This window comes from Streptomyces sp. NPDC034111, assembly GCF_055575375.1.
The window spans coordinates 552,624-575,513 of the sequence record NZ_JBVIST010000002.1 but is presented as its reverse complement, the minus strand read 5'-3'; the positions used below and the strand labels follow the sequence as shown (position 1 = coordinate 575,513).

Sequence of the window (22,890 nt, the reverse complement as noted above, 5' to 3'; positions counted from 1 at the left end):
CCCTGAACGGCTGCGGTGTCGTCGCTGGCCAGGGCGGCATGGTGCCCGCGAAAGCGCCCTGATTCCCAAGCCCGGAGCGCGGGTTCGGTTCCCGTCACCCGCTCGAAGTTCCTCGTCGGGACAACGGTTCAGATGCCATCCGCCGTGGCCACCGTGAACGGGCGCGGCGTCCCGGGGCCCATCGGGCCGCCCTTGTCGAACTGGGAGCGGACGACGAGCGTCCGGCCGCGGCTGTGGACGATCGTGGTCGGGATCTGGAGCTCCTGGTCGGTGATGCGGCGCTCCATGCGGGCGGACGCACCGTCGTCGCCGACCTTCCACCGGCTGATGGCGTTGGTCACGTTGTGAACGACCCAGAGGGTGTTGCCGCGCATTTCGAGGCCGTCGCCGTGCAGCGCGTCTCCGCCGTGCAGGGAGACTTGGCGTACCGCGCCCGACGCCACCTCGACGCGGTAGAGGGTGCCCGCTGTCATGTCGACGGTCAGCAAATAGCGGCCGGAGGGGTCGGCCACGATGCCGTTGAGTGCGACGCCGCCGGCCGGGGCGTTGGGGAGCGCACCGGCCAGGTCGTAGGCCGTGGTCAGCTCGGCACGCCCGCCGTGCGCGGCGGCCCGCGCCAGCTGCCGGGGCGTGACGCGGTAGAGGACACCCCGGTAACTATCCGTCAGATACGCGCTGCCGTCCGAGGCGATCGCCAGGTCGTTGACGAACGATTTGGCGCTTCCGGTTACGTCGAAGCGGGCGATGAGCTTGCGGTCGTGCAGGTCGTAGACGGCGACGCCGTCGGTCGAGTCAATGACCCACAGCCGGCCGGCGCCGTCGACCTTCAAGCCGTTCGCGGTGGTGCGCCCGTCGGTGCCGGACGGCAGGAAGACCTGGGCGGTGCGGTGCCCCGGCGTCGCCTTGTAGACGGCGCCGGTCGCGTACGAGCCGACGTAGGTGTCGCCGGTGCGCGGGTCGGCAGCGATGCCTTCCGGGTAAACGCGGGCGCCAGGCAGGTCATACGCGGTGGAGACGCGGGCGCGGGTCTCATGCCGGGCGGCGGTGTGCGCGGCGGGTGACCTGGTCGCGGGTTGGCTGCTCGCGGTGGCGGCGAGCGGCACGACGACGGCGGTCAGGGCCAGGGCGGCCGAGCTCAGAGCGCGGCGTGTGATCGCTTGGGACATGGGTGGGTGCCTCCCCGTTGTCGGCGCATGCGAGCGTCGTCCGCATGCGATCGAATGTGCACGAAGCTATATTCGAACTCTAATCTTCGTCAAGGTTCTAATCTCCGTATGAGTGCTCATTGTCGGGTGAGGGCTTCCCTGCTTTAGGGCCGCTACGATGCGGAGATGACGTCCATGCCCGTGTCCGAGCGCCTCGGTTCTTCCATCAAACGCGCCGAGCAGGCTCTGAACGGCGCCAAGCACGCGGCGCTGAGGCCGGCCGGTCTGACGGTCCCGCAGTACGCGGCTCTGCTCTACAGCTCCGAGCGGCCTGGCATCTCGGCCGCCGCGCTGGCGCGGGCGTGCGGAGTGACGCCGCCGACGATGAACACGGTGCTGAAGAACCTCCAGGACCGCGCCTTCGTCGAGCGCACTCCGCACGAGTGGCACAAGAACGTCCTGGAGATCCGGCTCACGGATGAGGGCCGCGCCGTCATGGAGAACGCCGACGCGCGGGCGGTACGGGTGGAGCGGGCACTGGCTGCCGAGTTCACCGACGAGGAGCGGGCAACACTTGTCGGCCTGCTCGCCCGTTGCGCCGCCCTGCTCGATTCCGTACGGCCTGACTAGGCGTGCCCGGAGGTGGAACGGTCGGTCCTCGCGGCGTGATCGCGGCGTGATCGCGGCACCGCGGGGAACGGGCGGAGGCGGGCGATGGCGCTATCGACGGCATGGCCGACATCACCGACGCACCACCAGGTCCCCAAGAGGGGGAACCCGCGGCACCTTTGGACACCAGGCCGAGCCTTGCTCGCGTCACATCCCGCATCGGATGCGAGCCCCTGCCACAACCAGCCGTGCCCGCTTCAGCAACCGCGATACCGTCGACACCGACAGACTCAGTTGGCGCAGGCGGCGGTTCACCGCCTGCACCCGGGCCACAGTCCACGGCTGGTCTGCGAAACGATGCACGGCCGGGCCCTTGGCGAGTTCTTCCTCGAGCACGGCGAACTGCGCATCGCTGACGGGCCGGGTGTTCGCCGGCCCCGCCGAGCGCAGGGCCTCCGTCCCGCCCTCGCGCCAGGCCCGCCGCCAGCGCTCCACCGACCGCACTCACCGCGAATTCCGCTGCCTGAGGGAAGTCAGTCGGTACGGCGCCCTGCGGCCTCCGGGCTGCCGACGGTACGGGTGCTGGACCGCCGGCGGGCAGTGCGGTCGCCGCGCTGCCCGATCACTCACGGCGGTCGGTATCGCAGAACGCGGCACACATCGGCAGGTGGTTACGGCTCGATGGCGAGCGGCTTCTCGGCGCGCAGGTCGCTGACGAAGCCGTCCTTGACCACGCGAATCCAGTAGGCGTGCGTGCGGGCCGCAGGGGGGATGTCGGGGTCACGCTCCAGCTTGCGGTCCATCGAGGTGGCGCCGACCTGTACGTTCCGTTGGAAGGTGTACGGATGCCACAGCCCGACCTCGCTGCTGTAGAAGGGCTTGCGTTCCATCAGGCTGACCTGGTCGGGGTTGCCTGGGGCCGGCTTCCAGGTGACGCGGACGGTCGCCGCGTCGAGGCGGTCGATGGAGGTCATCGGCGGTGCCTTCGGGATCACCGAGGCGGCAGCGGGCTTGAGTGCGTCGCTGTGGATGGTCCGCGGTACGGACGGATCGTAGTGCTCCGGGTTCTGCAGCTTTCCTGTGACGCGGAGCGTCGCGGGAACCTGGTTCTGTCCGCCCGCGCACGCATCGACTTGGGTGACCTTACGCCAGTCGTCGGACACCCTCACATCGTCCTCCGCCTGGATCTTCAGCTCGCGGGCGCCACCGTCGCCGGCCCCGCTCACGGAGTAGACGTAGCGGGAGTCGTGGGAGCGGACCACCTGGTAGCTGCACCGGTCAACGGCCGCGGCACGCGCGTTGATCGCTGGCCGGAACGACGGCGCGTCGCCAGCAGGTCGGGCGGCGGGGGACGACGGGGCCGCCGTGGCAACGTCTGTACCCGAGGCGAGGGCTCCGAGACTCAGCGCGGACGCGGCGATTGCGGCAGCGATAGACGAGGGCATGCATCCTCCGGTGACATCCAACAGCTCACGAAGAGCCGCCGAGCAGGTGGCGTGCTGGGCCAACCCCAGCCGCCTGTATGGCCTGGGCACGGAAACGTCTCCGACGCAGAATGCCTCGGACGTTGCTCGGGCCTGGTCGGGATCACCCGACCAGGCCCGGACGCTACTGGCGATTGAGGTTCAAAGACAAGCAAAGAAGGAGCAAAGCGAAGGTTTTGCGTCAACTTACGTCAACTGACGCCTACGCTCTCGGCGCACGGTGACGATCCGCAGGCGCGCTCCGAAAGCCGGGCGGGTACGAGCGCGGTCAACGCCCTCAAGCCGCGGACCAGTTGGCAGGTCTGGCTCTGGCCACTCACCTTCTCCCCAACCGCATGAGGGGAATCATCGAAGCAGAGCGGCTGGGGCACGTGTGCGCTCGCGCCCCTGGCGCCCTGGCGAACGTGCTCGACCGCCTGGTCGTTGCCCGGGCAGCAGGTGAGGACCGCAACGTCGAGGCCGCTGCCGCCCTACACGCCTACATGGTGTGTAGGGCCCGCGTGTTCCCCGGTTCGACCATTCGCCGGCCGCGGAGGGAAATTCTGGACTACGTCACCACCGGAGAGGGCAACTGACCGGGCCGCGGCGGCCCTGAGCATGCGAGAGGCCCCCTCCCCAGCGCAAGCAGCGGGGAGGGGGCCTCTTCGCGTAGCTGTAGCTACGGGTTGTTCTTAGCTGGTGGTGGTGTCCGCCTTACGGCGGCGCATCCACCACGTCAGCGCTCCGCCTGCCGCGACGGCGGCGGCGGCGATGGCGCTGATCAGGCCGACCGGGGTATCCGATCCGGTGTCGGCGAGGTCGCCGTCAGGGTCGTTCGCCGGGGGCTGGGTGGGCTTGCCGGTGTCACCGGGGCCCGGGGTGGTGGGATCCGGCGCCGGAGTCGACGGGGCGTCGGTCGGCGTCGGCTTCCCCGTGTCCGTGGGGGTCGGCGTGGGGGTGGGGTCGGGCTTGCCGTCGTCGGTCTGCGCGGCCCCGTTCCCACCGAGGAACGTCACATCGGCATCCCGCGCGGAGGTCTGCGCCCGCACGCTGTCCTTCGTGGTCTGGGGAAGGCGCCGGTGTTGGAGCTGGAATTCCACGGGGGTGATGTTGCGCTTGGGGGCCTTGGAGAAGTCGACGCCGCCGACGAAGAAGGTGCAGATGCGTCCGTCGCCGAGGGGCCATTCATACGTGAAGTCGCCCTTGGTGAAGGACTTCACCATCTCCTTCCATACGGTGCGCTTGTCCCAGTCGGCGTTCTCACCCCGCAGCGGCCACCGCTTGAGATTGTTGCTGTTGATGATGGGCCGGAAGTCGGTGGCCTTCTTGGCGTCCTGCTGCCGGATCCACTCGGCGGCTACACGGGACTTGTAGACGCGGCGCAGGTCGGCGTACTTCTTCTCGGTGTTGATCTGCTTCTCAACGTGCGGAACGAGGTAGCGGGTGATCAGCCGGTGGCTGCGCTCCTTCTCCGCCTTGGTGAGCTTCTTCGAGCAGTCCTCGCCCTGCACGGGGGTGTCGAAGTCCATCGCCGCGTGGTTGACCTTGAGCGGGGCGTCGAGGATGTAGATGCCGCCGTCCTGCTCGCGGACCTTCGCCCGGCCGGGAACGATCCAGTTGCGGCCGGATCCCCAGCACGGCACCCCGTCAACCTTGGGGGTGGCGCTCATGAACTCTTTGCCGGGGGACTTCTTGGGGTCCATGGCGCGGGAGAAGTCCCGCTTCATCTCCATGTCGGCTTCGAGGAGGACGCGTCCGGCGTCGGTCTCCCCGAACCCCTTATCCATGATCTTGTCCGGCTGATCCGGATTCAGGTTCACCCACTGCCTGTCGGGGGTGAGGGCCAGCCACGTGAACAGGGCGTCCGAGGCCAGCTCAAGTTTCGCTTGCCCGCCCCAGCCGGGATTGTTGTCCTCGTCGGGCATGAAGTCGGCCTTCATGCTGTAGTCCAGCCCCTTGCCCTTGACGGGGCTGCCGACGTACTGGAGCTCCAAGGTGGAGAAGTCGACGCCGCCGGGGCCGCGGCCGAGGGCACCGCGGGTGTTCATCTGGTTGTGCTGGTTCTGGATCTGCCGCGCCTGCGCCGGGTTCTTCCCGGAGCCGTAGGCGATGGAGTTGATCGGGCCCTGGGTGCCGGTGTTCGGCCGCGGATTGAACACCGGGTAGGTCTTGGTGTAATTCGTCTGCGGCCACAGCCCCTTCGCCGTCGCCCGTCGCTCCGCGATCCGGATCGGGTTGTTGCCCGACCCTCGTTCGGCGCGGAGCTTGGCGTTCTCCGCCTTGTACTCCTTGGTGGTGGCCCCGTTGGGCTTCTCCCCGGCGAACATGGTGAACTTCGACTTTGTGAAGTCGTACTTCGCGTCCTTGTGGCGAAGGATGATCTTGTCGTTCTTGAACTGGCCGGGCTTCCGCTTGCCGTCGGCCTTGAACTCGCCCAGGTCCCCGGTCCGCTGGTTCCAGGCGTCGTACCGGCGGGAGGCGATCTTGTTGCCGTCCTTGTCGAAGATCTCGACCGTGACCTCACACTGCCAGTCCGGGCCGATGAGGTTGTAGTCCTGAACGGTCTTCCGCTCGAAGGTACCGCCCTTGTTCCGGGAATGCTGAGCGCCGATCAGGTTCTGCGGCACCCACTTATTGAACGACTTCGGGGACGGCTTCCCCTTGGCATAGCGGGCGTAGCGGGCCCAGATGGCGCGCTTCATGTCCTCGGGGTTCTTCGACGCCCGGTAGGCGTCATCCCACTTCTTGACGTCGGCGTCGGTGTCGCCGACGTGTTTCAGGTCGGCGCGGGTGGGTGCGGTGACGTCTTCGAAGCCCTTGAACTCCAGGTTGAAGTAGTACTCCTCGTCCGGACCACCCTTGGTCCAATGGTGCTGGCCGGTGGGGGCACCGGAGTTGTTCGGGGTGCGGGGGAACGTCTTGCCGAGGTGCATTTTGTCGCAGCGTCCGCCGGACGTGACCTTGGCGTAGTCGCCGGGCGCCGCGTTCGCGGTGGCGGGGAGGCCGACGAGCATCATCCCGGCCGCCGAGACGACCGCGAGGCACGAGGTCAGGCGCCGCCGGAGCCGGGTACGGATGGGTATCTGTGTTCTCATGTGTGTCCCTGGTCGTGGGGGCCACGTACGGGACTCAGGTGGTGCGGGCGGGCGGCTGGTTGGGGCCCCCGTGTCAGCTTTTCGCCGACCGCCGGCCAACACATTAGAGGCTCCCAACGCCTCGCGTACAAAGGGTTGTTGAGCGTGTTGGGTGTCGAATCGTCAACACTGCGATGGTGGTGTCAGTGGTGTCTACTACCGTCGACGGCATGACCGAACCTGACGAGACCTACGACCCGACCCGGCACCCCGACCTGCTCAGGTGGCTCGGCGAGCGCCGGACCGCCCACGAAAGGTGGGCCGAACAGACCAGCTTCGCGGGCGTCCTCGACTTCACCCCCGCCTCCCTGGGAATCCTGGACGAACTGATCCGGGAGACCGCCAGCACCATGGAAGAGATCACCGACCGGCGCATGAGCCCCTTCATCCAAGGCGCCATCTGGTACGTGGGAGAGGTGTTCTGCCGCAACCAGAAGATGGTGTGGAAGTACATCCCCGACATCGTCAGCGGGAAGATCGAGCCGTTCTTCGACCCCGCAGGAGAAGGCCCCCTCGATCATCCCTGCGTCGGCGTCGCCGGTGACCCGGAAAGCTACCTGTACCCGCTGAACATGCTCCGCGGGATCCTCATGACTGAGGACGAGGTCGGCAACCCGGTCGAACAAACGCTGTCGTCGATCTTCGCCAATCCCTTCGACGAGGACGACGAAGACGACGGCGAGGAGCTGGACCCGACCGGCGGTTGGGGATGACCCGGGCGGCACGCTGGTGCCGCTCACCCTCACCGGGGGCGCGACCCTGGTGGCGCTCGCCCTCGTCGACCTGTTCGGGCTCGTGCTGCTGGGCCTGGCCTTGATGGAGCTCGCCGGGTGGGATCCCGCCCAACCCGGTCCGAGGGATGGGCTGCAGCCGCAGGTAGACCAGAGTGACCAGCACCCGGTCGACGAAGACAAGCTGGCGATCCGGTCCAGCGCCAGCCGCACGCCGACGGTTGCGGCCTCGCCGTTCCCGCAGAACCGACTCGCACCGCGCCGTCCAGGGACCGGCCAGCTCCTCGGTCAAATCGCCGAGATGTGCACCATCAAGGCCGCAGAAGGCAGGAGGAGACAGGGGCGCGCGCGGGCTGGCATTGCCCTCCGGGCCGGCGGCCTGGAGCCGGTCGCCCCCCATGCCCCCGAGGGGCTTGATCGTGAGGTGTGTCGGTCTTCTGCTCAGATCGCCGTAGTCGTCCCTTCCGTAGGACGACGGCCCCACACGGAAATGGTGATCTGGGGGATGTCGATGAAGGCTGGGTCCTTCAGCAGGGTGGCGAACTCTTCCAGGTCGGCCTTCGTGATGAGACCGTCGGCGAGAAGGGTGGGGGCTGCTTGGGTGATGAGGGGGAGCCAGCGGTCCTTGTCGAGTCCGCCCATGCAGCCGGGGTTTCCGGCAAAGGCCACCTCGGTCAGTGAGTTGCGAGCCAGGAGGGCCGGTAGACCGCGGACCCAGGTCAAGTCGGCGCCGTGCTGGTGGTACATGTGCTGGTAGGCGTCGAGGATGCGCTGGATCGCGGGGAAGGGGGAAGTGATGGCCGGCAGGTGGTAGGGCTCTTCGACGATGAGCCAGCCACCGGGGGAGAGCCAGCGAGCGACCCGCGCGATCATCTCGTCGCGCTCCGGGAGGTGGCAGAACAGGTAGCGGGCGTGGATGAGATCGAAGCTGCCGGGCGTGTAGTCCTCGTGTGTGATGTCAGCTTCCTGGATCTCCAGATTCGTGGCCCGGCCCGCATCGAGGTGGCGGGTATTGAGATCGACGGCGACCACGCGTCCGTCCGGGCAGCGTCCGGCGAGCCAGTAGGCGATGGAGCCGGCGCCTGCGCCCAGTTCCAGGCAGTCCCAGGAGGCTTCGATGGGAAGGCCGTCGAGGACGCCGGTGGTGAACGCGTCGACGTTGCGTTGGATGGACTGCAAGCGGTCACCTTCACGATGCGCGTCATTGCTCAACATGCCACTGTTGTAGGGGGTGTTGGCGGGTCGCTGTGTCATGGGTCGCCTATCTCATGCGAGTAGCCGGGGCGCGTTAGGTGGGCGGGGTGCGGCGCTCCGGGCGGGTGAGGTGACGGGTTGCGGGTGACGGGCCTCGTACGCGTAGCGGTGAGCGGCGTGGGTCGTCCACGCGTACACCACGCGCCGAGCGCGTCAGGGACTTCGTGCTGCGTGCCACCGCACTCGCACTGAGCCGCCACCGCTGGAGCGAGCTGGGTTATGACCCTCCCTTCGCCCGTGACTACCTGTACCAGTTCAACACCATGGTCGAGTCCTTCGAGCCGACCGACGACACCCGTCTCATCGGAGACTTCCCCGGACCGGACGAACGTGCCATCGCCTCATGTGCACAACACCGGATCCTTAGCGCGCTCCCGCGCTGGGAGGGGTGTTTCCTCTGCACCAAGCCAAGACCATCTTGAGCATGACCGCTGGCAGCCCAAAACCCGGCGACCAGGGTCCGACTGCCCCTCTGTCAGAATCGCGGCATGGCTGAACGCGACCCGGAGCACGGCTACCTGTTGGACAATCAGCAATCGGAGGCAGGGATCCGATTCGATGCCCTCAGTGAGTTGTTCGATCCGGTGACGTTCAGGCACGTCGACCAGCTCGGGATCGCTGCCGGCATGCGGTGCTGGGAGGTCGGTGCCGGTGGTCCGTCCGTACCCCTCGGGCTGGCCGAGCGCGTCGGCCCCACGGGAACGGTGATCGCCACCGACATCGACGTGTCCTGGACCCGGGACATCGCCGGTGGCGTGATCGAGGTACTGCGCCACGACGTGGCGGCCGAACCCCCGCCGCCCGGCGGCTTCGACCTCGTCCACGCCCGACTGGTCCTGATACACGTCACCGACCGCACCAAGGCGCTGCGCCAGATGGTCCAGGCGCTGCGGCCCGGCGGCTGGCTGCTCCTGGAGGACGCCGACCCGGCGTTGCAGCCGCTGTTGTATCGGGACGAATCGGGCCCCGAGCGGCAGCTCGCCAACCGGTTGCGATCCGGCTTCCGCACCTTGATGGCGGCACGCGGCGCGGACCTCGAGTACGGGCGAACCCTGCCCAGGCTGCTGCGCGAAGCCGGTCTGGACGACGTTCAGGCCGACGCGTACTTCCCGATCACCTCGCCGGCATGTGCCGTCCTTGAGGCCGCGACCGTGCGGCAGATCCGCCACCGTCTGGTGGCGGAAGGACTCGCCACCGACGAGGAGATCGACCGCCACCTGGCGAACATCGCCACCGGACGCCTCGACCTGGCCACCGCCCCGATGATCTCCGCCTGGGGACGCCGACCGTAACCCTCCCCCGACTGCCCGCCTCCTACGGGCGGGTCGTAGTGCGTCTCGCTGGGTGTCTGTTACGCAGTGCTGTCTGCGCGTTCGTAAACGCTGATGTGGCGCCAACTTGCGGCGGTGTACGGCTCGCCGTTCCAGCCGCCCCACCGGTCGCGTAGGCGGAGTCCGGCGATGCGGGCCATGAGGTCGAACTCGGGCGGGTGGGCCAGGCGTAGCCTGATGGGGGAGAGCCTGATGCCCCCGCTGCTGATGCGGATGTGGTTCAGGTCGAGGACCTGGGTCAGTGGGTCGTACCGGCCGGCGTCGAGGTCGACGTGATCGAGGCCGACGTGCTCGGTGTCGAGGTACTGATGACCGGGGCGTGAGGGTGCGGTGGGGATGCGGCATTCGATGACGAACACGCCGTCGTCGGTGAGATGGTGGGCGGCGTTCTGGAAGCATCGGACCTGGTCTTCTTGGGTGAGAAGGTTGCCGATCGTGTTGAAGACCAGGTAGGCCAGCCCGTAGGTGCGGCCGGTGGTGACGCGGGACATGTCGCCCATGGTCACGTCGACTTGATCGCCACCTGGTTTCTCGCGCATCCGATCGACCATGTCTTGCGACAGCTCGATCCCGTCCACCCGCACCCCCGCCTGCATGAGGGGCAGCGCGATCCGGCCGGTGCCCACCGCGAGTTCCAGGGCGTTCTGTTGCCCCGAAAGCTTGGCCAGGAACGCGACGGTCTCGGCCTCATCACCGCGTGGATCGTCGTCGTAGTGCTGGGACACCTCATATCCGAAGCTCGTCTTGGGATCGAACCCCTCCACGGAACGCTCCTCTCATGATCAGCCGTATCGCTTGGCCAAGCCTGACGAAAGGTCTTGTGGTCGGGTCGGGTCGGGCCGGGCCGGGCCGGACCGTATCGCCGAAGTTCCCTTTACCACCAGTCATTTAGCTAGCTGTCCGATCCGGCAACAACGGTCAGTCCGCACCCACCGCCGCGTCAGCCAACGGCGCACCCGGACCAGGATCAGCATCTCGGCGAGCCTGAGTTCGTAGTCGGCGGGCATCGGTGCTGTCGCAGAAAATCCGGCATTTACTGGGACAGGGCGCTGACGGCTTCTCAAGCGGCGAAGTCCACGAGACCGCCCCTCAAGCGGAGTTGCTGCTACCTGACCGGACTACTCCTTACGACGCTTCGGCGATCTGGTGCCGGAGATGGTCGTAGGCCCAGGCGGCTAGGGTGGTCGGGGTGGTGGTCTGGAGGGTGCGGCGCTGTTCGGGCACGAAGTTGTCGCGCAGGCCGGTCGACATTCCGAGCACGGCCTCGACCAGGCCGTTGGTCATGCCCGCCTGGTGAAGCTGGGTGCGCATGGCGTCGTCGGTGATCCGTTCAACGCTGATCTGCCGACCGGTGGCAGAGGTAAGGATTTCGGCAACCTGTCGCCAGGTGAGGTCGGCGGGCCCATGAACCGCCTGCACGCAACGTCCGGACCAGGTGGGAGAAAGCAGCCGGGTGGCGGCGACCTCGGCGATGTCGCGAGGCGCCACCCAGGCCATGGGTTGATCGAGCGGAAGGATCACCTGGAGGGTGCCGGCGCGTAGGGCATCGAGTTGAAGCTCGAGGTTGGTGAAGAAGTAGCCGCAGCGGAGGTGGGTGACGTCGACGCCCGTGCCGTCCAAAGCCGTCTCGGTGTGGGCCAGGCCGTCGATCTCGCCGGCACCGTGACGTTTCTCGGCGCCGACGCTGCTTTGGAAAACGACGCGGCCGATCCGGTTCTCGGTGACGGCGCGGACCACGCTGCTGGTGGCGCGGGCGTAGTCGGCAAGGGGGTCCTCAGAGCCGGTGGTCGGGTCCACCCAGAACAGTGCGTCAAGACCGTCGGTGGCGGCCACCACTGCGTCGGCATCGTATTGGTCGACCCGCACGGCATCCACCTCCTCCTGGACGTCGGGAGCCAGCCGGCCGGGGTCGCGCAGCAGGACGCGCGGCCGGATCCCGGCGCGGACCAGCGTGGCGACGACGTGCCGGCCGACGTTCCCGGTCGGGGTAGTGACAGCGATCTGCACAGTTTCTCCCTCTCATCGATGGCTCGACTGCAGGTTAGGAGCCAAGGCGGCCCGAACCTGTCCTCCTCTCCTGGAACGCTGACGGCATGGACCTCGACCCGACGATCAGGACCTTGACCTTGCTGACCCTGCTGCAATCGGGGGGTGAGTGGACGGCCGCCGACCTGGCCGAACGACTCGGCACGAGCGCCCGCACCGTACGACGCGACACCCAGCGGCTACGCCGGCTCGGCTATACCGTCGAGGCCCGCCCGGGACCAGGCAGCGCCTATCGGCTGAGCCCCGGGGTCAAGGTCCCGCCGCTGCTGTTCACCGCCGACGAGATCACCGCACTGGTAGCCGGGCTGCACCTGATCCGCGCCTGGCTCCCCAAGGAGGCGGTCGCATCGAGCGCCTTGCTCAAGCTCGACCAAGTCCTGCCCCGCCCCCTGCGCCGCCGCGCGGCCGCCACCGACCTCGCAACCGAGGTGCTACAGCAGCCCGGCGCCGTGATCGCGGCAGCAACCGTCGGCGTGATCGCCGACGCGGTGGCCGAGGACGGCAGGCTCCGGTTCCGCTACACCGACCAGCACGGCCGGCCGTCAACCCGACTGGTCGAGCCCTACCGCCACTTCCTACGCGCCGGCCACTGGTACCTCGTAGCGTTCGATGTCGACCGGGACGACTGGCGCACCTTCCGTCTCGACCGGATCACCGACATCTCCCGGGTGGCGGGCACCTACCAGCCCCACGAATTCCCTGATGCTTCCCTCGAACACTGGTTGACCACCGACTTCGGCCGCGCCACGTCACGCTCACCGCGCGCTGCTGCCAAGCCTGCTCGGTGACGTCAACATTCGCGAACGAAACATCCAGGCCATGCCCCACGAGGGGCTATGGAATCGAGCGAGGTGAGAGCCCCTCACCTCTGGTTCTTCGCAGCAATTCGGCTCAAGTTGGGGACAGTTCGGCTCGGGAGGCAGAAGCCACTTATCGGTGGGGAGGTCGCGCCGAAATCCGCGGCGCCGGACTTCGAGCTACCGCGTGGGCGCCGTCATCGGCGGCATCTCCCGCCATACGGCGGCGAGTTCGGCGCTGGGCGATCTTCCTGTGGATCACTTGGGCCGGGGGAAGGTCGCTGCGACGCGCAGGGCTGCTGGGTGGCGGACGGCAGGTTTGTCGGTGCGCATTGTGATGTCTCGGACGCCAGGCGACCACGAACCCGGACTTGAGCAGTGCGCTTGCAGCCAGGCGCCGAACGGTACGGCCTTTCTGGCCTGGGCCGCTTCTCTTGGATCAACGGATCGATCCACAATTCGGTTTGCTGGAGCAGCACGATCGGCCAAGCTAGGACCATGCCTCGCAGAATCATGTTCGTGCAGCTCAAAACGGGCTACGACACCGACCGCGGCCCCTCGTGGATCGGGTGGGTGGACTTCTCCAAGACCTGGAAAACAGCCTACTTCCAAGGGCGAACCCTGCGGCGTGCTACGGGTCTTGGCTTCTTCGACGCAAACTTCTACGACGTCGAAACCGATGAGGATTTCTGGATCTCTGGACCGAAACGCGACCGGAGTGACACACGGTACGGACCGGAAGGGCCGACCGTAGAGGATGACGCCGCAGACGCCTACCGAGCGTTTCTCCAGGGGGCGCCTCTTCCCGGCCGGGAGGACGGCTAGGCCGTCTCCTGGGCCGTCAAGCGGCCCAGGGGAAGGTGAAGGTGCCGAGGATGAGGAAGTCCTGCCTGGTAGATGGTTGCGGTCTTGTCGATGCGCCGCGCACAGATGTGCTCGGTCGGCGCTTCTGTCGCTGAGGGCTGGCTACTTGAGGGTCCACTTGTGCTGTTCCGGCCAGTAGGAGTACTGGTCCCGGCCCTTGATCGCGCTGATGCGGAACGGCTTTCCTCCGTCGTCGATGCGTAGCGTCCCTTGGCGGGTGCCGCTGCTCCAGCCGACTTCCAGGTAGTAGCTGACGTCATGTCCCTCGGTGTGCAGGTCGAGGTTGAACACCTGCGGGTCCCGGGTGGAAACCTTGAACGGGAAGCCTTTGGCGGGTACGACGATGTCGCCGTCCTGGCCGGCCACGGGTTTCGCTGTCGGCCGGTCGGTGTCCAGGTCGATGTCGAAGCTCTGCGGCGTGACACCACTGCCGCAGCCGTCGCCCATCGAGTAGGCCTGCCAGGGGACGGCGGCGTGCTTGGCCGTCACTCGGACGTGCAGGGCGGTGAGGACGACGGCCTCGTCCGTGGTGCCCGTCGCGGTGAGTTGGAGCCTCAAATGCCCGCCGTCGACGGCGCCCAGGGCACGTGCCCAGCCGCGTGTGTCCTGCGGTGGGGGCGGCGGCGGTACGTGGTCCGGGGTCCGCTGGAGCAGGTAGTTGACGTCACAGGGCTCGTCCCAGTTGTACGAGCTGATTCCGACACGTGGCGCGGGGCCCTGCCCGCCGCCGGCCGGTGACCGGCTCGCACCGGGGGCATCCGGGGGCGCCGACGGGGACGGAGTGTGGGTGCCCTTGCCGCTGCGAGTGGCTGCTCCATGCGATGCGGCGGGGCCCGGGGAGGAGTTGTGCTTCGGTGTCGGGGTGGGATGTTTGCCGGTTACCGGCGGCCGGCCCGTGCCCTGTACGGCCGTCCGGGAGTCTTCCGCGGGGCCTTCGTCGAAGGCCAGGGCCGCCGGTATGGCGAGCGCGGCCACGGCGATTGCAGCGAGGCTGATGGCGGGGAGGCGTTTGGGGGCAGTGGCGTTGCGGACGCCGGAACTACTGGCGCTGGAGCAACGGGCGCTGGAGCTACGGATGTCGGAGCCGGAGCCGGATCCGGAGCCGGATCCGGAGCCGGATCCGGCGGACATCGGCTTGGCGGCCGTGTCCGATTGGTCGTCGTCGGATTTCACGGTGGCTGAGTGTGCGGTGCTCCCGTCAGGCGTATGTGATGCCTTTAAGGAGTCGGGATCCGCTGCGGCATCGGCGGCCGGCGCCGGTTCGGCGACTGCGGCGGATGAGGTGCCCCTCGCGGATAACGAGCGGCCCCGTCGGCGGGCCTCGTCGGCGATGATCCACTGCCGGTGCAGTTCCACCAGTTCGTCCGGTGTCGCCCCGCACCGCCTGGCGAAGCGATCGGCGGGCGCGAAGTCCAACGGGACGGCGTCGCCGTTGCAGTACCGGTGCAGCGTGGACACGCTCATGTGCAGCTGCTCGGCGAGGACGCCATAGCTGCGTCCGGAGCGCTCCTTGAGCCGTCGCAGCAGCTGCGCGAACTCTTCTGGTTCTCTTGTCACCCTGATCCCCTGTTCGTTCCGCCGTTCCAGCACGGCATTCCAGGGGATGATCGTTTCCCCAGGTCAAAGCCCATATCTGCGTTCCGGCTTCCCACATTCTCCAGGATCTGTTGGCACGGGGGTGGCCGCCCCGCACGCTGAGGTGCAGCACACCGAGAGGGGGAGACCTCCTGCGAACCCGCCCGTGTCTCAGCGATGTTCTTGCCGTCGCCGTACTGATCGCCTGTGTCGCGATCGTCATCACCGTGCTCGACCGCCACTGAATCCGCAGCCAAGGAGCATGCCGATCACTATGCGCAACCTCCGTGTCCACGCAGTCGCCGCCACCGCTGCCGTCTTCGCGACGTTGTCCCTGAGCGCCTGCCACGCCTCGTCCGACGCCCGCTCGCCGGGGCACGCGGCGGCCGACGCGGCGACGAAGTGACCGGGCCACAACTACGGCAAGGGCAGCACGTCGACCGCACGCCCCAGCGCCGGACAGAACACATCCGGTCCGGGGACATCCGGCAGCGGCAACACCTCGGACGGCGGGCCCCGCTCGTCCGTCACCGAAGGCCCGCAGCCCTCACGGCGCGACCGCCTGACCTCGGTCCGGGCGATCACAGGGGCGTCGGCCGAGGCGACAGGTCCGCCCAGGCGACCGGCCCCGTACGTGGCGGCCACCGCCTCGGCATCCCGCCCCGGCCCGCCGTCGCTCAGGCGGCGTAGGGAGGCCGGCAGCGGGTGACGGCCAGGATGGCCATGTCGTCATGGCCCTCGCCGCCGGTCCAGCGGATGACGTCCCTGGTCAGGGCGTCCACCAGGGCGTCGGGGTGGGTGAAACGCCTGCGCATGCGGCGGGAGCGCAGCGGGTCGTAGAAGGTTCCCCGTTCGTCCCGCGCCTCGGTGACGCCGTCGGTGACCAGGAGCAGCGAGGCGCCCGGGGGGAGACGCACCACGTCGACCGGCGCGTGCCCCGCGGAGGTGAGGCCGTCCAGCCCCATACCGAGGGGCAGCTGTGGGACGGTCGGGTCGAGCCGTACGAGCTGGCCGTCGTGGACCAGGTACGGGGGTGGATGCCCTCGGTTGACCAGGGTCAGCACTTCGCCGTCGAGGGAGACCTCGGCCAGTACGGCGGTGGTGAAGCCCTCGGTCGACGGGATCGCGCCGCTCCGGGCCGCCGCCCTGGCCATCGCCTCGTCCAGCCGCTGCGCCAGCGTGGCCAGCGTGGGAGCGTACTCGGCCTCCTGCCGGAACGCGCCTATGGCGACCGAGACGGCGGCGACGGCTTGGGTGCCCTTGCCGCGTACGTCGCCAATGATCATTCGCACTCCGAAGGGAGTCTCCTGCACGGCGTACAGGTCGCCGCCGATCCGTGCCTCGGCCTGCGCCGCGAGGTATCCGGCAGCCACGGCCAGCGGACCGGCCCTACTCGGTGGGTCCGGGAGCACCGCCAGCTGGACCGCCTCCGCGAGATCCCTGGTCAGCGCCAGATCGCGCCCTTGCCGCTCGATGAGACCGTTGATGGCCAGCGCCAGCACACCGATCAGGCCGACCACGGCCAGATCGACGAGCAGCGGCGTCGCCGGCCGCTCGCGCTCGATGTCCAGGCCCACCGAGAGCACGCAGGCGAAGCCGACGACGGCGACCGCGGAGCGGAAGGGCAGCATGGCGCCCGCGATCAGCGGCCCGGCCGCGAGGAGCGGGAGCCCGATGTACGGCTCGGGCGCGAAAAGGTCCAGCAGGACGCCGGTCACCAGGGCCAGCGCCACGAGCGTCCACGGCACTTTCACCGGCGGGGGCTGCAAGCCTTTCACAGTGGTTCTCCTGCGGCCGGACCGCGCTCGTGACGCGGAGGAAAGCGGAGCCACGGCACGAGGCGGCTCACCGACTACGTCGGTATGCCCATGGCTTCACAGATACGCCCTGTGCGCAACAGATGGCCGTTGTGGGGGGTGCTGAGTGACGTTCCTCGCTCACTGTGGGTGAGTGTGAGGGTGGGTGTGAGGGGGGTGAGGGTGGGGCTGGTTAGGGAATCGGTGGATTCGTGGAATTTGTTCGATTTGACTGTTCCATCCTGCTTGGTGCGCGCTATCCTGGAGACCGGCCTACGGGGCGAGCGAGGGAGTTCGACTGGACTGGCCTCGGGGAAGGGAGCTCTGGCTCTCGCCGAGGACAAGAGGAAAGGTCGGGCTGAGAGGCTGAAAGGTCGTAAGGACCGGACGGCGACCCCCAAGCACCTGATCCGGACAATGCCGGCGAAGGGAGCCCACCTCGTAGGTCTCTGTTGTGCGCCGGCAGCCGCGATCGGCGGGGCGTGGGTTCAGCCGCCCCGGATCATGTCCGCGCACTTCTCGCCGATCATCATCGTGGTGATGCACGGATTCACGGTCGTCAGGAGCGGCATCACCGAGCCGTCCGCCACCCGCAGACCAGTGGTGCCCTTGACGCGCAGCTGTGGGTCGAGCGGGGTGGCCGGGTCGTCGGGTGGGCCCATCTGGACGGTGCAGGCGGGGTGGTAGACCGTGTTGTGGGTGTCCCGTAGGTAGGCGAGCAGGTCGTCGTCGGAGTGGGCGGAGGGACCGGGGGCGAGTTCGACTCCGGCCCAACTGGCCATGGGGGGCTGGGAGATGATCTCGCGGGCCAGCCGGAGGCCGTGGGTCATCACCCGTACGTCGTGTTCATGGGTGAAGTAGCGCGGGTCGACCATGGGCTTGTCGCGGAAGTCGCGGGTGCGCAGGCGGACCGTGCCGCGCGAGCGGGCGCGGGTGACGTTCGGGGTGAGGCAGAAGGCGTTCTCCGACGTGGGGTAGCCGCGGCGGTAGGTGTTCATGTCGAACGGCACCGAGCCGTAGTGGAACATCAGGTCAGGGCGGTCCAGGCCGGGCTCGGTGTCGGCGAAGATGCCGATCTCCCACCACTGGGTGGAGGTGGCGACCATCGGCTGTTTCGCCTCCCACATGATCACGCCCTCGGGGTGGTCCTGGAGATTGGCGCCGACGCCGGGGGAGTCGACCAGCGGCTCGATGCCGGTGGCACGGAGGTGGTCGGCCGGGCCGATACCGGAGAGCATCAGCAGCTTGGGGGAGTCGATGGCGCCGCACGAGACGATGACCTCGCGGCGGGCGTGGACGGTACCGGTGTGCACCAGGTCGCCGGTGAGGTAGTCCACGCCGGTGCAGCGCCGGGCGGAGTCGAAGATCAGCCGCTTGGCCTGGAGGCCGGTGCGTACATCGAGGTTGCGGCGGGTGCCCATCACGGGATGCAGGTAGGACACGCTGGCGGAGGAACGGGTGCCGTCGGGGCGGCAGTTGATCTGGAACCAGTTGGCACCGCGGATGACGGTCCGGCCGGTGTTGAAGGGCGTGGTGGGGATGCCGGCCGCCGCACAGGCCTGGAGGAGGGCCACACCGCACGGGTCGTTGGGCGGGACGGTGCGCAGGGTGACCGGGCCGCCGCGGCCGTGGTGGTCGCCGGGTGCGTCATTGCTCTCCAGCCGCTGGTAGAGCGGGAAGCAGTCGGCCGCGCTCCAGCCCGTACAGCCGCGCGCGGCCCATTCGTCGAGGTCCTCGGCGGGGGCCCAGAAGGCGATACAGGAGTTGTGCGAGGAGCAGCCGCCGAGGACCTTGGCACGGGCGTGCCGCATAAAGCTGTTGCCGTTCTCCTGCGGTTCGACGGGGTAGTCCCAGTCGTAGCCGGACTCCAGCAGCGCCATCCAGCGGTCCAGCCGCAGGATGTTGTCGTCGTCCACGTCGGAGGGGCCGGCCTCCAGGAGGCAGACGGTGACGCCCGGGTCCTCGCTGAGCCGGGCCGCCACGACGGCGCCGGCCGTGCCACCGCCGACCACGACGTAGTCGAACTCGTCCACAGGGACCTCTTGGGACATCGCGCCGTCTCCAGTCAGGGGGTACGGGTGGTGGGGGAGCCCGGCGAGTCCGGGGTTTCGTCATCGGGGAGGACGGCGGCGTGCATGGCCAGGACGCCCGTCTTCTTGCGCTGGACGAACCAGTAGTAGGCGAAGCCGCCGAGCGCCACGACACCGATGAACAGGAACGCGCCCCAGCGCAGATACCAGTGCTGCGGGCCGGTCGCGTTGTAGACCGCGGCGCGCGGCCAGGCCAGGTTGAGGGACATCCCGATGCCCCACAGGACGGCGAGGACGTTCACCGGGAGGCCGAACCTCCCCAGCGAGAACCTCCCCTCCAGCGGGGTCCAGTTGCCGCGCAGCCGCTGGACCAGCATCGGCAGGGTGACCGACAGATACGCGAGGTAGATCATGATGATCGCGATACTGGTGATCACCGAGAAGATCTGCGGCTGGTTGACGTTGAGGACCAGGATGCCGACCGCCACCAGCCCGATGACGACGGCGGGCAGTACCGGCGTCTGGAAGCGCGGACTGACCTTGGCCAGCAGCGAGGCGGCCGGCAGGTTGTTGTCGCGGGCCATCGCGAACGCCAGCCGGATACCGGCGGTGTGTACCGCCAGCTCGCACACGGTGATCGCGATGACCACGCACCACAGCACGATCTGCCCCACGGTCGAGCCGAGCGTGGCGAGCACGACGTACTGGAGACCGTCCACGGACAGCTGCTTGGCATGCAGGTCGGGCACGGAGAGCAGGGCGAAGAGGAGGATCAGGCCGCCGATGAGGAACGAGGCGACCAGGGCGCGCAGGATCGCCCGGGGCGCGTTGCGGCCGGGGTCCTTGGTCTCCTCACCGAGCGAGGAGGCGGTGTCGAAGCCGTACATGACATACGCCGAGGCCAGCGAGGCGGTCAGGAACGCGCCGAAGTAGCCCAGGGCCTGGCCCTTGCCCAGGCCGAAGGTGTCGGTCACCGCGCCGGGGCCGCGGGTGATGTGTGCGGCGAGCAGCACGACCAGCACGATCGCGGCGATCAGTTCGATCGCCACGCCCGCGGAGTTGATCCGGGCCATCAGCTTGACGCCGAAGGCGTTGACCAGCGTGGTGAAGGTGACCAGGACGGTGCCGAGCAGTACGGCATTGGCCGCCGCCGACTTCCCGGTGCCGTCGCCGATGAACTGGAACCACGACGAGATCTGCGGCAGCGTCACCTGATACGCCAGCGCCACCGCGGACAGCGAGACCATCGTCGCGGTCAGCATCAGCCAGCCGCCGAGCCACCCGATGTGCGGTCCGCCGAGCTTCTTGGCCCAGTTGTAGATCGAGCCGGCCACCGGATAGCGGGCGGCCAGCTCGCAGAAGCACAGCGCCACCATCAGCTGGCCGGCGAAGACCATCGGCCAGGACCACCAGTACGCCGGGCCGCCGTTGGCGATACCGAAGTAGAACAGCTGGAAGGTACCGGTGAGGATCGAGATATAGCTGATGCCGGCGGCGAAGGTGTGGAAGTTGCCCAGGGTGCGCTTGAGTTCGGGCTTGTAGCCGAGCTCGGCGAGCGAGGCGTCGTCATGGGACGGGTCGTGCCCGTTTCCGGGGCGGGAGGGGCCGGGACCGGTCACTCGAACCACCTCTGCGGCCGTGGCGCCGTGTTGCGCCACACATGCTTGGCCTCCTGGTACTCCGCGAGACCGGCGGGCCCCAGCTCCCGCCCGACACCGGACTGCTTCATCCCGCCCCACTCCGCCTGCGGCACGTACGGATGGAAGTCGTTGATCCACACCGTCCCCGCGCGCAGCCGGGCCGCGACCCGGTGCGCGCGCTCGCTGTCCTGCGTCCACACCGCCCCGGCCAGCCCGTACACCGTGTCATTGGCGAGCGAGACCGCCTCGTCCTCGTCACGGAACCGCTCCACGGTCAGCACCGGCCCGAACGACTCCTCGCGCACCACCGACATGTCCGGGGTGCACTCGTCCAGCACGGTCGGCAGGTAGTAGTAGCCGTTCGCCAGCGACGGATCGTCGGGCACCGAGCCGCCGCAGAGCAGTACGGCGCCCTCGTCCAGCCCGGCCGCCACATAGGCCTCGACCTTCGCACGGTGCTCCGCGGAGATCAGCGGGCCGGTGCGGGCATGCTCGTCGAACGGCCCGCCGAGCTGGATCCGCTGGGCACGGGAGACCAGCTCGTCGACGAACGCATCGTGCAGCTCGTCCTGGACGAGGAGCCGGGCGCCCGCCGAGCAGACCTGTCCCGAATGCAGAAAGACCGCCATCAGCGCGTAGTCGATCGCGGTGTCGAAATCGGCGTCCGCGAAGACGATGTTGGGGTTCTTGCCGCCCAGTTCCAGGGCGATCTTCTTCACCGTGGGTGCCGCGGCGGCCATGATCTTCCGGCCGGTGACCAGACCGCCGGTGAACGAGACCATGTCCACCCGTGGATCCTCGGTCAGCGGTGCGCCCACCGCCTGTCCGGTGCCCAGCACCAGATTCGCGGCGCCGGCCGGCAGCCCCGCCTCGTCCAGCAGCCGCATCAGATGGATGGCGGTGTGCGGGGTCAGCTCGCTGGGCTTCAGGATGAAGGTGTTGCCGGTGACCAGCGCGGGCGCGACCTTCCAGGCGGTCTGCAACAGCGGGTAGTTCCATGGCGTGATCAGCGCACAGACGCCGACCGGCTCATGCCGCACGGTGCTGTCCGCCTCGGCGATACCGGTGTCCACGACCCGGTCGGTGCCGCCGGCCGCGCCCAGGTTGCCGAAGTAGCGGAAGCAGTTCGCGATGTCGTCGATGTCGTAGCCGCTCTCCACCAGCCGCTTGCCGGTGTCCAGCGACTCGGCCGTGGCCAGCGCGTCCTTGTCGCGCTCCAGCAGCTCGGCGACCCGCAGCACCAGCCGGCCGCGCTCGGCCGCCGGCGTCCGCGGCCAGGGCCCGTCGTCGAAGGCCGCACGGGCGGCCATGATCGCCGCGGCGGCGTCCTTCGGCCCGCCCTCGTCGACGGTGGCGACCAGCGTGCCGTCCGCAGGACAGCGGATCTCCCGCACCTGCCCGTTGGCCGCTGCGGTCCACTGACCGCCGATGAACAGCTCCGGCATGGTGGTGCCTCCGGTCTCCGGGCTCGTACGAGGCGGCAGCCGCGCGCGCCGCCCTGGCCGACGGCGCCCGGCCACCGGACCTCGGTGACGATCACTGCACCGAGCGTAAGACGGGCACTGCGGGTCCGCACGGTACGAGGGGCCGGGCAGCGGGGACTGCGGCGCCGGGTGGGGCCGATGGGGTGACAGCGGGTGCGGGCGGGAGAATGGGGGGATGTCGTCGATCGAGCCGGAGCCGGTGGCGGGCCCGGGGCCGCGGACGCCGGCCCCGTACCCCGTCGCCGATGCCGCCGGGTACCTCTCCGGACGCTGGCGCGTCGAGCGAACCGTCCACGACCTGCGGACCGGCGCCGAGGGCCGGTTCCGCGGAAGCGCCGAGTTCCGGCCCGACCCGGCCGAGGGCGGGGTGCTGCTGCACGTCGAGGAGGGCGAGCTGACGTGGGACGGTACGGCCTACCCGGCCGGCCGCACCCTGCGGCTGCGGCCCCGGGCCGACGGCACCGCCGAGGTCGACTTCGCCGACGGCCGGCCCTTCCACGACCTCGACCTCACCACCGGTCGGTGGACCGCCGTGCACCCCTGCGCCGAGGACCGCTACGAGGGGACGTTCACCGCCGTCACGGCGGACGAGTGGCACCTGGAGTGGCGGGTCACCGGTCCGGCGAAGGACCAGCTGCTGCGCTCGGTGTACCGGCGGGAGGCCTAGGCACTGTCCGATGGGTCGTGTGACCAGGTCGGCAGTCGCATCGTTGCGGCTGGCGTGGGGCGGGGTGATCCGTCGGATCGGGAGTGGGCTCGGCTTGAGCCGCACTTGCCGAAGAACATGGGGCGAGGCGGTCGTTGGAAGAGTCATCGCAGGGTGATCAACGGCATCCTCTTCCGGCAGCGGACCGGTGTTCCGTGGCGTGATCTGCCAGCGCGGTTCGGGAAGCGGAAGACAGTGCACGACAGGCACCGAAGATGTGTCTGGGCCGCAGCCACAGAAAGTCAGCCACGACGCCCGGGCACTGTGACAAGTACCCGTGTTGAG

General features: G+C 68.7%; 20 protein-coding genes and 2 pseudogenes. 10 read left to right on the top strand and 12 right to left on the bottom strand.

Annotated features, from left to right (window positions below; all coding sequences use genetic code 11):
- Positions 1-128: 128 nt before the first annotated feature.
- Positions 129-1,166 (bottom strand): SMP-30/gluconolactonase/LRE family protein, encoded by a 1,038-nt coding sequence (locus tag ACZ55A_RS08295; protein WP_468836049.1) that lies wholly within the window; start codon positions 1,164-1,166, stop codon positions 129-131.
- 165 nt (positions 1,167-1,331) lie between these two features.
- On the opposite strand from ACZ55A_RS08295, the gene ACZ55A_RS08290 reads away from it, so the two are divergent.
- Positions 1,332-1,775 carry a MarR family winged helix-turn-helix transcriptional regulator gene (locus tag ACZ55A_RS08290; RefSeq protein ID WP_468836047.1) on the top strand — a complete coding sequence of 148 codons (444 nt, stop codon included), beginning with the start codon at positions 1,332-1,334 and terminating at the stop codon, positions 1,773-1,775.
- Positions 1,776-1,969: 194 nt separating this feature from the next.
- Here the strand turns inward: ACZ55A_RS08290 and ACZ55A_RS08285 are convergent.
- Positions 1,970-2,258 (bottom strand): annotated as a pseudogene (locus tag ACZ55A_RS08285) (helix-turn-helix domain-containing protein); the annotation flags it as partial.
- 167 nt (positions 2,259-2,425) lie between these two features.
- Positions 2,426-3,016, bottom strand: a complete 591-nt coding sequence (locus ACZ55A_RS08280; protein WP_468836045.1) for a hypothetical protein — start codon at positions 3,014-3,016, stop codon at positions 2,426-2,428.
- A 557-nt stretch (positions 3,017-3,573) separates the two neighbouring features.
- Between ACZ55A_RS08280 and ACZ55A_RS08275 the strand changes: the two genes are divergently transcribed.
- Positions 3,574-3,813, top strand: a complete 240-nt coding sequence (locus ACZ55A_RS08275) for a hypothetical protein (protein ID WP_468836043.1) — start codon at positions 3,574-3,576, stop codon at positions 3,811-3,813.
- 96 nt (positions 3,814-3,909) lie between these two features.
- Here the strand turns inward: ACZ55A_RS08275 and ACZ55A_RS08270 are convergent, their stop codons facing one another.
- Positions 3,910-6,312 carry a hypothetical protein gene (locus ACZ55A_RS08270; RefSeq protein WP_468836041.1) on the bottom strand — a complete coding sequence of 801 codons (2,403 nt, stop codon included), beginning with the start codon at positions 6,310-6,312 and terminating at the stop codon, positions 3,910-3,912.
- A 209-nt stretch (positions 6,313-6,521) separates the two neighbouring features.
- Between ACZ55A_RS08270 and ACZ55A_RS08265 the strand changes: the two genes are divergently transcribed.
- Positions 6,522-7,064: a hypothetical protein gene (locus ACZ55A_RS08265; protein WP_468836039.1), complete on the top strand. Its 543-nt coding sequence runs from the start codon at positions 6,522-6,524 to the stop codon at positions 7,062-7,064.
- A gap of 459 nt (positions 7,065-7,523) precedes the next feature.
- Here ACZ55A_RS08265 and ACZ55A_RS08260 read toward each other — a convergent pair whose 3' ends face one another.
- Positions 7,524-8,261, bottom strand: a complete 738-nt coding sequence (locus tag ACZ55A_RS08260; protein WP_468836037.1) for a class I SAM-dependent methyltransferase — start codon at positions 8,259-8,261, stop codon at positions 7,524-7,526.
- A gap of 239 nt (positions 8,262-8,500) precedes the next feature.
- On the opposite strand from ACZ55A_RS08260, the gene ACZ55A_RS08255 reads away from it, so the two are divergent.
- Together ACZ55A_RS08255 and ACZ55A_RS08250 are read left to right on the top strand one after the other, a co-directional pair.
- Positions 8,501-8,758, top strand: coding sequence for a hypothetical protein (locus ACZ55A_RS08255; protein WP_468836035.1), 258 nt, complete (start codon positions 8,501-8,503; stop codon positions 8,756-8,758).
- Between the two features lie 66 nt (positions 8,759-8,824).
- Entirely contained in the window at positions 8,825-9,628 is an 804-nt protein-coding gene (locus tag ACZ55A_RS08250) for a methyltransferase domain-containing protein (protein ID WP_468836033.1), read from the top strand.
- Between the two features lie 59 nt (positions 9,629-9,687).
- On the opposite strand, the gene ACZ55A_RS08245 is transcribed toward ACZ55A_RS08250, so the two are convergent.
- Positions 9,688-10,431: a class I SAM-dependent DNA methyltransferase gene (locus tag ACZ55A_RS08245; RefSeq protein ID WP_468836031.1), complete on the bottom strand. Its 744-nt coding sequence runs from the start codon at positions 10,429-10,431 to the stop codon at positions 9,688-9,690.
- Positions 10,432-10,792: 361 nt separating this feature from the next.
- Positions 10,793-11,674, bottom strand: coding sequence for an NAD(P)H-binding protein (locus ACZ55A_RS08240; RefSeq protein WP_468836028.1), 882 nt, complete (start codon positions 11,672-11,674; stop codon positions 10,793-10,795).
- 86 nt (positions 11,675-11,760) lie between these two features.
- Between ACZ55A_RS08240 and ACZ55A_RS08235 the strand changes: the two genes are divergently transcribed.
- Together ACZ55A_RS08235 and ACZ55A_RS08230 are read left to right on the top strand one after the other, a co-directional pair.
- A complete protein-coding gene (locus ACZ55A_RS08235) occupies positions 11,761-12,501 on the top strand; it encodes a helix-turn-helix transcriptional regulator (RefSeq protein ID WP_468836025.1) in 741 nt (246 codons plus the stop codon).
- A gap of 522 nt (positions 12,502-13,023) precedes the next feature.
- A complete protein-coding gene (locus tag ACZ55A_RS08230; RefSeq protein WP_468836023.1) occupies positions 13,024-13,335 on the top strand; it encodes a hypothetical protein in 312 nt (103 codons plus the stop codon).
- A gap of 141 nt (positions 13,336-13,476) precedes the next feature.
- Here the strand turns inward: ACZ55A_RS08230 and ACZ55A_RS08225 are convergent, their stop codons facing one another.
- A complete protein-coding gene (locus tag ACZ55A_RS08225) occupies positions 13,477-14,931 on the bottom strand; it encodes a helix-turn-helix domain-containing protein (RefSeq protein WP_468836020.1) in 1,455 nt (484 codons plus the stop codon).
- Between the two features lie 280 nt (positions 14,932-15,211).
- Here ACZ55A_RS08225 and ACZ55A_RS08220 point away from each other — a divergent pair, with 280 nt between their 5' ends.
- Positions 15,212-15,355, top strand: coding sequence for a hypothetical protein (locus ACZ55A_RS08220; protein WP_468836017.1), 144 nt, complete (start codon positions 15,212-15,214; stop codon positions 15,353-15,355).
- Positions 15,356-15,626: 271 nt separating this feature from the next.
- On the opposite strand, the gene ACZ55A_RS08215 is transcribed toward ACZ55A_RS08220, so the two are convergent.
- The 4 genes from ACZ55A_RS08215 to ACZ55A_RS08200 form a co-directional block, all read right to left on the bottom strand.
- Positions 15,627-16,727, bottom strand: a complete 1,101-nt coding sequence (locus ACZ55A_RS08215; protein ID WP_468836015.1) for a PP2C family protein-serine/threonine phosphatase — start codon at positions 16,725-16,727, stop codon at positions 15,627-15,629.
- Between the two features lie 506 nt (positions 16,728-17,233).
- Complete coding sequence (locus ACZ55A_RS08210; RefSeq protein ID WP_468836013.1) at positions 17,234-18,796, bottom strand: GMC family oxidoreductase; 1,563 nt, start codon at positions 18,794-18,796, stop codon at positions 17,234-17,236.
- A gap of 14 nt (positions 18,797-18,810) precedes the next feature.
- Positions 18,811-20,394: an APC family permease gene (locus ACZ55A_RS08205; RefSeq protein ID WP_468836010.1), complete on the bottom strand. Its 1,584-nt coding sequence runs from the start codon at positions 20,392-20,394 to the stop codon at positions 18,811-18,813.
- Positions 20,391-21,860 carry an aldehyde dehydrogenase family protein gene (locus tag ACZ55A_RS08200; protein WP_468836007.1) on the bottom strand — a complete coding sequence of 490 codons (1,470 nt, stop codon included), beginning with the start codon at positions 21,858-21,860 and terminating at the stop codon, positions 20,391-20,393. Before ACZ55A_RS08200 ends, ACZ55A_RS08205 begins: the two co-directional genes overlap by 4 nt.
- 214 nt (positions 21,861-22,074) lie before the next feature.
- Here ACZ55A_RS08200 and ACZ55A_RS08195 point away from each other — a divergent pair, with 214 nt between their 5' ends.
- Positions 22,075-22,566 carry a DUF6314 family protein gene (locus ACZ55A_RS08195; RefSeq protein ID WP_468836005.1) on the top strand — a complete coding sequence of 164 codons (492 nt, stop codon included), beginning with the start codon at positions 22,075-22,077 and terminating at the stop codon, positions 22,564-22,566.
- Positions 22,567-22,620: 54 nt separating this feature from the next.
- Positions 22,621-22,836, top strand: a pseudogene (locus ACZ55A_RS08190) (transposase); the annotation flags it as partial.
- Positions 22,837-22,890 lie beyond the last annotated feature (54 nt).